The sequence below is a fragment of the Coleofasciculus sp. G1-WW12-02 genome (genome assembly GCF_040219735.1).
In the GTDB taxonomy this organism is placed as follows: Bacteria; Cyanobacteriota; Cyanobacteriia; order Cyanobacteriales; family Coleofasciculaceae; genus Coleofasciculus.
In genome coordinates this window covers 1-11111 of the sequence record NZ_JAVJRX010000153.1, presented here as the reverse complement: position 1 = coordinate 11111, position 11111 = coordinate 1, and the positions used below count along the sequence as shown (strand labels likewise).

Annotated in this window: 12 protein-coding genes; 9 read left to right on the top strand and 3 right to left on the bottom strand. The window is 46.2% G+C overall.

All coding sequences use genetic code 11. The annotated features are described in order from the left end of the window. Positions 1 to 244 precede the first annotated feature (244 nt). Positions 245 to 658 carry a Spy/CpxP family protein refolding chaperone gene (locus RID09_RS24785; protein ID WP_446338581.1) on the bottom strand — a complete coding sequence of 138 codons (414 nt, stop codon included), beginning with the start codon at positions 656 to 658 and terminating at the stop codon, positions 245 to 247. 273 nt (positions 659 to 931) lie between these two features. Between RID09_RS24785 and RID09_RS24780 the strand changes: the two genes are divergently transcribed. Both RID09_RS24780 and RID09_RS24775 read left to right on the top strand, forming a co-directional pair. After that, complete coding sequence (locus RID09_RS24780; protein WP_446338580.1) at positions 932 to 2119, top strand: sensor histidine kinase; 1188 nt, start codon at positions 932 to 934, stop codon at positions 2117 to 2119. 178 nt (positions 2120 to 2297) lie between these two features. Continuing rightward, positions 2298 to 2936, top strand: a complete 639-nt coding sequence (locus RID09_RS24775) for a response regulator (protein ID WP_446338579.1) — start codon at positions 2298 to 2300, stop codon at positions 2934 to 2936. Here the strand turns inward: RID09_RS24775 and RID09_RS24770 are convergent. Continuing rightward, entirely contained in the window at positions 2922 to 3386 is a 465-nt protein-coding gene (locus RID09_RS24770; RefSeq protein ID WP_446338578.1) for a hypothetical protein, read from the bottom strand. The two genes, RID09_RS24775 and RID09_RS24770, sit on opposite strands and share 15 nt — an antisense overlap. A gap of 256 nt (positions 3387 to 3642) precedes the next feature. Here RID09_RS24770 and RID09_RS24765 point away from each other — a divergent pair, with 256 nt between their 5' ends. Both RID09_RS24765 and RID09_RS24760 read left to right on the top strand, forming a co-directional pair. Next, a complete protein-coding gene (locus RID09_RS24765) occupies positions 3643 to 4017 on the top strand; it encodes a DUF1257 domain-containing protein (RefSeq protein ID WP_446338577.1) in 375 nt (124 codons plus the stop codon). A gap of 203 nt (positions 4018 to 4220) precedes the next feature. Further along, positions 4221 to 4823, top strand: a complete 603-nt coding sequence (locus RID09_RS24760; RefSeq protein WP_446338576.1) for a hypothetical protein — start codon at positions 4221 to 4223, stop codon at positions 4821 to 4823. 85 nt (positions 4824 to 4908) lie between these two features. Here the strand turns inward: RID09_RS24760 and RID09_RS24755 are convergent, their stop codons facing one another. After that, complete coding sequence (locus RID09_RS24755; protein WP_446338575.1) at positions 4909 to 5985, bottom strand: LamG domain-containing protein; 1077 nt, start codon at positions 5983 to 5985, stop codon at positions 4909 to 4911. Positions 5986 to 6010: 25 nt separating this feature from the next. Between RID09_RS24755 and RID09_RS24750 the strand changes: the two genes are divergently transcribed. The 5 genes from RID09_RS24750 to recJ all read left to right on the top strand — a co-directional run bounded on the left by RID09_RS24750 (position 6011) and on the right by recJ (position 10882). After that, a complete protein-coding gene (locus RID09_RS24750) occupies positions 6011 to 6211 on the top strand; it encodes a hypothetical protein (protein WP_446338574.1) in 201 nt (66 codons plus the stop codon). Positions 6212 to 6477: 266 nt separating this feature from the next. Further along, positions 6478 to 7374, top strand: coding sequence for a hypothetical protein (locus RID09_RS24745; RefSeq protein WP_446338573.1), 897 nt, complete (start codon positions 6478 to 6480; stop codon positions 7372 to 7374). Positions 7375 to 7425: 51 nt separating this feature from the next. After that, a complete protein-coding gene (locus RID09_RS24740; RefSeq protein ID WP_446338572.1) occupies positions 7426 to 7905 on the top strand; it encodes a DoxX family protein in 480 nt (159 codons plus the stop codon). 102 nt (positions 7906 to 8007) lie between these two features. After that, positions 8008 to 8592 (top strand): NADPH-dependent FMN reductase, encoded by a 585-nt coding sequence (locus tag RID09_RS24735; RefSeq protein ID WP_446338571.1) that lies wholly within the window; start codon positions 8008 to 8010, stop codon positions 8590 to 8592. 331 nt (positions 8593 to 8923) lie between these two features. After that, positions 8924 to 10882 carry a single-stranded-DNA-specific exonuclease RecJ gene (gene recJ, locus RID09_RS24730; protein WP_446338570.1) on the top strand — a complete coding sequence of 653 codons (1959 nt, stop codon included), beginning with the start codon at positions 8924 to 8926 and terminating at the stop codon, positions 10880 to 10882. Positions 10883 to 11111 lie beyond the last annotated feature (229 nt).

The following is an 11111-nucleotide window of genomic DNA, read 5'->3' as shown; positions in this document are numbered from 1 at the left end:
ACACATTCTTTCTTGTTTTCAATAGTACGATAGGGCATATCGAAACTAGCTTCTGTAATGGAGCAAAACGCTTCTTCCAGAGATGCTCCTCTGGTATGAAATAGGCGACTATTTCATAGTAAGAGTGCTCGATGAAAGAAGCGCTACTCACGCCTTTAGGCTGAGGAGTGTCAAATAGAGCCATGTTGACAAAGGGCGCACGCGACCTGCGCCCCTACGGGGATTTCGGGTTACTTTTTATCTATTATTGGGCTTGATTTGGGCGTCCCATTCCTCTTTGACCCCGACGATTTTCCCGCATTTGACGCATTTGTTCCCGTTGTTCCTCGGTTAGGACATTCTGCATCTGTTCCCGTGCGGATTGGTGAATCTCCCGCATTTGGTTTCGTTGTGCTTCAGTTAGATTTAGCGCCCGCATCCCTTCCCGGTGTCGCTGGCGTTGTCCCTGCAATTCTTGGAACTGTTCCCGTTGTTGGGGGGTGAGAATTTGTTCGATTTGCGAGTGTTTGTTATCCCGGATGCGTTCTAACTGCGTTTGTTGGTCGGTTGTTAGGTTGAGTTCCTCCGCGAATTTGGGTTGGGAAAATGCTGCCATGGGTGCAGCCGCGAGGGTAATTGCAGCGATGGTGGCGAATAGAGGAAAGACTTTGATGTTCATGATGTTAAGGTGGTCAACGATTTGGTGTTTGATGTCTTTATCCTAGAAACTGTAGGGGTTAAACGACTTGAGGCAAACGTCCTGATTTGAGGTAGGACTTTAGTCCTAGTCCAGGAAGGCGGAGGTGACGGTTTTTTTATCAAAACATTATCTCTAACAACGTCCCTTGAATGGGCTCTCGCATTTGGGTCAAACATTTTGGACAAGTATCATCAGATTGCTCCCCAAATGCTTCGCCCCTACACATAACCAATAACGAATCACCAATGACCAATGACCAAACATCCAATTCCCTTCCTTCTATATCTAGAATGGATTCTGCTGGGAATCATTGCTATCGTTGAATTCCTGCGGTTTCCCTTTCCCCACCTCCCTCGTTTCCCTTTCCTAAATCTGCTGGGTTTAGCCGTCTTTGGTTTGATGGGGTTGAGATTACCGACCCAGAAATCGGTTAAGGTGATTTACACCGGAGTAGAAATCGGCTTAATTCTCCTTGTTTCTCTGGTGGGTAAACTTCGCATGTTACCCTTGATGTTAATTATTTTAGTTATCCGAAACTGTTTTATTTTTGAACGACAAAGCCGCTTAATTATTACCGGATTCGCTTTTGTCTTATTCCTAATGCGGGAAGTTGACCGATTTCAGTCTCGCAGTCTTCGCCTTCGCCCTCGCCCTCCCTTTCGCCCCCCACATTTTGCGGTGCCAGAACGTTGGCTATTTATCCTCTTAAGTTCTATAGTAGTGTTTGGATTAGTCTTAGTCTTCTTACAGTTGTTAGTCGATGCTTTATTAGCCGAACGGCGCAGTCGGGAAGAATTGGCACAGGCAAATGCTCAACTGCGGCGCTATGCGGTGCGGATTGAAGATATTGCCACCTTACAGGAACGGAATCGTATTGCTAGGGAAATCCATGATTCCTTGGGACATTCCCTGATTACGTTTAACCTGCACTTAGAAGCCGCCTTACGACTCTTAGAGTCGAATCCCGCAGAAGCAAAAGACTTTTTAATCGAAGTCAAACAAGTCGCCGCTACTGCGCTTCAAGACGTGCGTCAATCCGTGGCAACCCTGCGGTCTAACCCGTTACAAGGGCAATCTCTAGAGGATGCGATCGCGTCTTTAATCCAAGAATTCCACAAGTCTACGGGTATCTTACCCGATTGTCAAATCAATTTGTCCCATCCGGTGACGCCCGATGTGAAAATGGCGAGTTATCGGATTATCCAAGAATCCCTCACCAATATCTATAAACATGCCAAAGCCACAGAGGTGAGTATCCGGATTTGGACAGATTCCCGGTTTCATCTGATGATTCAGGATAATGGCAGAGGATTTGATGTGACGCAGAATACCACAGGTTTTGGTCTACAAGGGATGCGCGAACGTACCCAAGCATTAGGGGGTCATCTTACCATTAACACATCACCAGGACAAGGGTGTCAAGTTATAGTTGAGTGGTGATTCGTCATTTGTCATTCGTCATTCGTCATTCGTCATTCGTCATTGGGGATTAATGGTTGGGGATTGGGCGAAGCATTCGCGTTGAAATGTTGGTATAAAACCGATAGATTTGGGCGCGAATGCGAGAGCCCCTACGAATGCATCTCCCCTATCTCCCCTATCTCCCTCATTTCCTGAAATGATTAAAATCTTACTGGTTGATGACCAAAATCTAGTCCGACGCGGTTTAAAAGCCTTATTACAATTTGAAGATGATTTAGAGGTTATCGCAGAAGCGGATAATGGAGAAACGGCGATCGCACAACTGGAAACCCTACAACCTGATATTATTCTCATGGATGTGCGTATGCCGATTATGGATGGTGTCGCTGCTACCCGGGAAATCTGTCAACGGTTTCCCCAAATCAAAATATTGGTCTTAACCACATTTGACGATGATGAGTACGTTACTCAAGCCCTACACTATGGCGCCTCTGGCTATTTACTCAAAGATACACCTCCCGACGAATTAGCCCAAGGAATTCGGGCGGTGTATAAGGGGTATACTCAGTTGGGACCAGGAATTGGTCAAAAGATTCGGACGCAAATCCCTGCTTCTGTATCCAATTCCTCAACCGCCTGGGATGAACTCACCCCCAGAGAACAGGAAATCTTACGCTTAATCGCCACGGGTGCGAATAACCGAGAAATTGCCCAAACTCTGTATATTTCTCAGAAGACGGTGAAGAACCATATTACCCATATTTTAAGCCGATTGAACCTACGCGATCGCACCCAAGCCGCTATATGGGCAAACTCCCACTCAATCCACCGCTAAGAGTTCCACAGATTCGGCAAAAATCACAGGTTGATTTTCGTATTCGGCTTTAATCGTTTCTTTAAAATCTAAATCCCAGGTTAAATTGTAATCTTTCTCTATCTCTGTACTGACAAATTTACGCACCACCCCGGTGACTCTCACCCAATTTTGCTTTTTAATCGGGACATCGGGATTCGCGTTCACCACTAAAACGTCATTCCCCCCCAAAAGTCCTTCCTGTTCTAGCTTAAATGTATCTGAACCGAGAACCTTCTTCACTTCCCCATCCACACTGACAATCTCACCGACAACCTCACTCGTATCCTCCGTCACATCGCCTAAGGTAGAACCATGACCAATCGTTGTCCCCTCTGGCTGCAAAGCCGCCTCATCTTCAGAGAAAATACTACAAGCGGGCAAAAGCACCATCACCAAACCCAAACCCAAACCCATCATCCGAAGTCTCATGGAGAACCCTCCTAATTGCGGTTATGCTTTAGACTAAATAAAATAGATGTGCGATCGCGTCTGGCTAGAGTCTCACTCCTACATCCTTCCCTAGAGATAAATTTCTCCAACTACTCATTGCCTTACCTCCAATGACACACTCCTTTGGGTTCGTAGTTGCGCTGTCTTCGTCATAAACGCTCGAATCGATTACTACAAACGCTGAACTCACTAACATTGCCTTAACTTCATTTATCATTAACCATCCTCGAAAACTATGTCTCACTTCACCACCATCAATGTTCAGATAAAAAACGGCGAGATTCTGCATCAAACGTTGCAGGAGTTGGGGTATCAAGTCGAATGCAATACCTCAGTACGCGGCTATCACGGAAATACCACAGAAGCCGAATATGTGATTCGCCAGTCTAATGGCTACGATTTAGGCTTTCGCCAGCATGGAGAGGCGTATGAACTCGTAGCCGATTTTTGGGGGGCGAGCATTAACCAAAAAGAATTCGTCAATTCCGTCAATCAAAAGTACGCCCATAAAATGTTACTGCATTCTGTGCAAGAACAAGGATTTAATGTCGAAGAAGAAGACGTGTTAGAAGATGGTACAGTGCGGGTAGTTGTGGGACGCTGGCAATAAAAAAGTCCCCCATTTCCCATTCTTATGGTCAAGGCGGGTTGAGTCATTCGGTTGATGTCCGACAATGTATTAACAAAACCCGCCCTCAGTAACGGGTATTACATTACACGCCTAAATTGAAGTTTGTAGTAGGTAATATTGCCTTAGATTTTGTTTGGTTTCGGCGCGTCAACCCAACCTACAGGTTTTTATCTTTAATGCCCATGTCATATAGTGACTTTACGTTAGCCAAAGTCAAAAAAAACTTTGACTTAATTACTGTAGAAAAAATGAATACGTTCAGTCAAGTTACTGAGTTTGAACCCAGCCCCTTACTGACAGAAACTTTGCGTTATAATATTCCCTTGGCTTTAGCCAGCAATAGTGGAAAAGCTCGGTCTGAAATGATTATTGCTCCAATTTTAATCGACATTAGAAGACAGTTACAAGAGCAGATCAACTTATTTTCGGGAATTGAATTTGATATTGATAAAGAGTGCGGCTTGAATGGAGTTTGCGATTTTCTGATCAGCCAGTCTCCGGAACAGTTATTTGTCAATGCGCCAGTGATTACGCTGGTAGAAGCAAAGAAGGAAAATCTTATCGGTGGATTGGGGCAGTGTGTAGCGGAAATGGTAGCAGCTCAGATATTCAATGACCGCGAGGGAAATGGGATATCAGAAATTTATGGTGCAGTCACGTCAGGAACCAATTGGAAGTTTTTGCGCCTTAAAGGGAACGTTATCGAAATTGATTTGGATGAGTATTATCTGAATGATATTAAGAAAATTTTAGGAATTTTGGCAAATGCTGTTCGAGAACGTTAATAATTATATTATATTATCTCCGGCTGGGTAATTGGGTCTATCATAATCATAGTTACGTCTCTAGATTGATTAAAGCGCATACTTATCACTTATGAATAAATCCTGATCGCGTTCCCTTAACCCCAACCCTTTGATAAACTGCTTGAATTTCAGGTGCGGCTAGCGATCGATTAAACAGTTGTACATCACTCATCCTACCCTGAAAGAATCCCGGTGCACCTGGATGATCCGAACGTCGTCCCAATCGCAGAGGCTTAAAATTATTCAGCGAACCCTGTCGTCCCTTTGGGTTAAATCGATTCCCCAACTCAATCCCATCCACATACCATCGTCCCCCATCGGTCGCATCTCGGTCAACAGTTACCACCAGATAATGCCAGCGATCATCGGCAATTAAGCACTGACTATCATAATTCATTCCTTCTGACTCAATGCCATCAGCTAATTGTAAACCCAACCGACCTTGATGCAGATATAAACAATATCCTTGCACCGATCCAGAGGTTTCCACACGCTTATCCAAAATCACCTCAAGTCCGCGACTACGAGTCTTAACTCCCACACCAATGGAGAAATCTCCAACGCCAAAATTCAAAGCTGATCCATGGGGAATTTCCACATAATCATCCCCATCAAATTGCAACGCACTCCCCAACCCTTGAGGCAGAACAAATTCGACAAACCGATAGGACTCTGGATTCACCTCATCCGGATGTCCTGCACCTCCTAATCCCGGCATACGACCTGGAACAATCGTCACCGGCGTGGCGCCCTTAATCGTACCATCATTTCCCCCCACTGTATCCGCCGCGATGTCCCCTTCTGTTTCATTTAACCGCCACCACGCAACCCGATTCGCAGGGACATAATGTTGAATGGCTTGTTTAACCCACGGTTGTGTCTTATTCCACAGGAGTAAATAGGCGGCTTGTCGCACCCGTGGCGATTCATCTTGCAAAAAGGCTTGAAGCACTAAATTTAACCCTGCATCCCCATAGGCGGTAGCTTCGGTAATGGCTGTCAAACGTTGATCCACTACAGGAGAGGTTAAACGCATCCTTACCCCAGCAATACCACCCAATACCACGCCCTGAGTCGGGGGTGGATTTTGACCGCCGAGAACCATATCATCATTTCTTGGTCGGTGAGAATCTTTTACCATCGCCCCTATCCCCTTTTTATTTATAATGCCATTCTTCTCAGGGAGCGATCGCGCCCTAAGTTTATGGAGTAACCATGGGGAGATGAAGGGGGGTGGGGTTACCCTGAATTCCGGTAACCCCATGGGTGAGGGGGAGGCATACATCTTAGCGCGAATTCTGGTTCCGTGGCAATGGCTGATAAATAAGGGTGTCGAGGCTTGGCAAACCCGTCAAAGTCTTGTGTAATCAGAGGAATCGGATGAGCAAAGCTTGTGTGCGATCGCACCAACCGGACTACTCCACACCCCCATTGGTAACGTCTCCATCAAGAGCCTAACCGAAAACCGAAAGTGTTTTGGTTAAATCCTCTCAAAAGGGCGGGTTTAGTCGCATTGGGACGAAAAAGAAACGATAATTGTAAACGCCCCTAAGAACAGGGCAAGTTTAGTGGCATTTGGGCAGGCAAGAGAGGATAATCGTAAAACCCATCCTTACCTTTGGAAAAACTTACCATGCATCAGCCTATCCGCATTCTCTTACAAACAACTTTATTATCGACAGAGGAAGACGATTGGACAATCGCCCGTTTTTCCCGATTACGAAACTATCTCACCACTCTCACAGATGCAGCCGGAAACCCGGTGTGTGAAGTAACGGCGAGGGATAGGGAACCCAACGCTAATGGGGATGATCCAGTGCTGAGTACTCTCGATCGAGATAAGTTTGATCAACTCTGGCTATTTGCCCTTGATGTCGGCGATGGGTTAAGTACCAACGACTGTGCTGGGATTAGCCATTTTCATCAACAAGGCGGTGGGATTTTGGCGACTCGTGATCACCAGGATATGGGGGTGTCGATGTGTCCCCTTAAATCGATTGGCATCTTTCATTATTTCCATACCAAACAACCCGATCCCGATCCATCCCGTTGTTGCCCAGATGATGTAGAAACCCAATCGATTTTGTGGCCCAATTACCATTCAGGTCGAAATGGAGACTATCAAACCATTACCCCAATTGTACCCGTTCACAACCTATTAAAAAATCCCGAATCAGCGACGGGTGTGATTACCTTCTTTCCCGCCCATCCTCATGAAGGCGGAATCGGTATACCCGATGACGCTGATCATGCACGAGTTATTGCCACAAGTAAAAGCAAAATAACCGGGCGTGAATTTAATCTCGTGATCGCCGTCGAGAGAACTCGCGATCGCGAAGGCAATCTTCTCGGACGAGTTGTGGCTCAATCAACATTCCATCATCTCGTTGACTACAACTGGGATATTGCCACAGGATGTCCCAGCTTTGTGGATGAACCCCCTGGGAATGGGATGAAGCAAAACCCGCAGGCTTTATTAGATATTCAGGCTTATGTCAAGAATGTCGCCTTATGGTTAGCTCCAGCTTAGTTTGTAGTTGCGCTGTCTTCGCCGTACAAACAACTCTAAACCATCAACAAAATGCCAAATCAACCAACACCCTGGTTCCGTCGTCGAGATATTGTCATCGCTTATACCTTCTTGCGAATCGTTTTAGGCGTAAACTTCTTTAACCATGGCTTTACCCGCCTCGGTAATATTCCCGGCTTTGCCCAGTCGATGGTGGATTTATTTCAAGATACATTTATTCCCGAACCCTTAGTCAGAGCGCCAGCTTTACTTGTGCCAATTGTGGAATTTATAGTCGGATTTATGGTGACACTGGGATTAGCGACTCAAGCGGCTTTAGTCACCGGATTTGGCTTAATGGTGGTGCTGATGTATGGGGTGACATTACTCCAAAACTGGGATACAGCGACGAGTCAGTTAGTATATTGCCTGGTGTTTTTTATCTTAGTCGCTGGCAATAGTTTCAATGACGTCTCCATTGATGCATGGTGGCGACGGCGGAAGACGCGATCGCAGCATCTTGATGCCTCACAAACCAATCAGCCCTTCTAAATTGGCTAACTTCAGTAAAACGATTGACAAGACGCCATTTTATGCCTAAACTATCGATTCAGATTAACTCAATATTGGCGGCTAAAAGGATTAAAATAAATTATGACAAACGCGCCTAAAATTCTAGCCTTTGCAGGTAGCAGCCGGGAAACCTCCTGGAACAAAAAATTAGTACAAATTGCGGTTGCGGGAGCAAAAGAAGCCGGTGCTGAAGTCACCTATCTAGACTTTCGCGATTTACCGATGCCCCTGTATGACCAAGATGCGGAAGAAAAAGAAGGCATTCCCGAAACTGTCCTCAAATTCAAGCAACTGATGAAAGCCCATCAAGGCTTACTCATCGCCTCACCCGAATACAACAGTTCTATCTCACCCTTACTCAAAAATGCCATTGATTGGGCATCTCGTCCAGAACCAGGTGGACCCCCTCTCGCCCTCTCCTGTTTTCGGGATAAAGTGGCTGTCTTGATGAGTACCTCACCCGGAGGAATAGGTGGGTTACGGGGTTTGGTGCATGTTCGTGCCATTCTCGGTAATATTGGCGTGTTGGTTTTGCCGGATCAGAAAACGATTCCTAATGCGTATCAGGCATTTGATCAAAAGGGGAACTTGATTGATGAGACGCAACAAGCGGCGGTAAAACAATTGGGCAGTAAATTAGCCACAGTCTTGGCAAAATTAGCTTAATCAGGAAAATCATTCAGATTTGATCTTTGGTATAGATACCAAAGGAAAAAAAGGGGCGGGTTTAGTCAAGTTATCAGTTTGTGCCACAACGTTATCAGGAAAACCCGCCCCTACACCTCGACTTTCCACCAATGCAAGCCTTGCACCCCTATAGACGCCCTCATCTGTGTTTCTTCCCGATTAAGCAGAACAGGTATCAGATGTTTGACATAAGACCAAGGACGAATGACAAAGGACAAATCTGCTGTAAACTATCCCTAGCCCCAATGTAATTGCTCAAGTTAGCGTGTTCAGCCAATCCAGTTCTGACCTATCCCCTTCCCCAAAAACTTTGCCCAATCAGCGATGGCAAATTGCCTCAGCTTACCCGGAAAAAGCTAACCAACTCGCCCAAGGGACAGGACTTTCACCCCTGCTGGGTCAAGTGTTAATTAACCGAGGATTCGATACCGTAGACCAAGCCATGGTCTATTTATATCCAGAATCCCAGGTTATGCCCAGCCCGATTGATGAATTTCCTGACTTGGCGATTAGTGTGGATATGCTCAAAGATGCGATCGCAGAACATGAGAAAATAGCTATCTGTGGTGACTACGATGCCGATGGCATGACCAGTACCGCCTTGTTACTGAGGGCATTACGCTGGTTAGGGGCGGATGTGGACTATGGGATTCCCAGCCGGATGAAAGACGGGTACGGGATCAATACTCGCATCGTGGAAGAATTCGCTAATAAAGGCGTAGGGCTAATTCTCACCGTGGATAATGGTATTTCTGCCCATGAGGCGATCGCACGCGCTGTAGACTTAGGTCTTAAGGTAATTATTACCGACCATCACGACCTTCCCCCTGAACTCCCAGAAGCCGATGCCATTCTCAACCCGAAACAGTTACCCGAATCTTCCCCGTATCGCAGTTTAGCCGGAGTCGGTGTCGCCTATATATTAGCTGTTACTCTCGCCCAAGACTTAGGTCAGCACCAGGGACTCACTAGCCAACTCCTAGAACTGTTTACCCTCGGTACCATTGCTGATCTCGCCCCCTTAAATGGAATTAACCGCCGTTGGTTAAAACGAGGATTGCAACGCTTACCCAAATCTCAACTGGCGGGAATTCAGGCTTTAATCCAAAACTCAGGCGTCAGTGAAGACCAAATCGCCCTGAAACCGGAAGATATCGGCTTTAAACTCGGACCAAGAATTAACGCCGTGGGGCGCTTAGCTGATCCGCAAATCGTGATTGAACTCCTCACCACCAGCGATGGGGAAATTGCCAAAGAACGGGCGAAGCAATGCGAAGAAATTAACCAAAAACGCCAGCACCTCTGTGAGAAAATCGAGAAAGACGCGATCGCACTGATTGAACAAGAGGAGTTAAACTGGCAACAGCAGCGGGTTCTCGTCCTTGTCCAACCGGATTGGCATCATGGTGTAATTGGCATTGTGGCGTCGCGTCTAGTGGAACGGTATGGTGTCCCGGTATTTATTGGCACCTATGAAGACGAAAATCCCGAACAGATTCGCGGTTCCGCACGAGGAATTCCAGAATTCCATGTCTTTGAAGCCCTACAATTTTGCCACGATTTATTAGGTAAATTCGGTGGACACCAAGCGGCGGGAGGCTTTTCCTTACCGACTGAAAATTTAACGGCGTTTCAAACTCAACTCAGTCACTTTGCCCATCAATGTTTAGAACCCGAACATCTTAAACCCTTAGTCTCCATTGACGTCGAGGCGAAGTTTAATCAAATTAGCTATAATCTATACCAACAAATTGACCGATTGCATCCTTGTGGGATTGGTAATTCTGACCCAATATTCTGGACAGGTGGTGTGCGAGTGGTGGAACAAAAACTCGTGGGCAAAGGACATGTAAAGCTTACCCTGTCTACGGTAGACGGCACCAAGCAACTGAGTGCGATCGCGTGGCGTTGGGGTGAATATTTCCCTCTACCCTCGAATATAGATATTGCCTATAAACTCAAAGATAATGCCTGGAATGGAAATGTGACAATTGAATTAGAGTTAGTCGGCATTCGGGTGAGTGAATCAGCCCCATCATCGATAAAAAAAGCCGAATTTCATCACAATGAACGCCGTTATACCTGTAGCTTGTGGGAATCATTAAACGAACTACGAATTAAAAATGATCAAGGCAAAGTTCTGGTAGTTCAAAAAGGACAGCGTACCGGACTTTTAGGGTTCAATCGGGACGAGGCTAAACAGGTGGATGTTACCCAAACTCACTATTATCAGTTAATCAAAGCCGCGACTCGTGCTTTAAACTTGTGATGGGGGATTGGTCATTTGTCCTTTGTCATTGGTCATTTGTCATTTAGTCGGGGCGGGTTTAGTTAGAGAAAGGGTGCAAAAGAAACGATAGTTGTCAAACCCGCCCCTACAACTGTCATCACATGGCTTCCCTATCTCCCCCAGCTCCCCCAGCTCCCCCAGCTCCCCCAGCTCCCCCAGCTCCCCCAGCTCCCCCAGCTCCCCCAGCTCCCCCAGCTCCCCCAGCTCC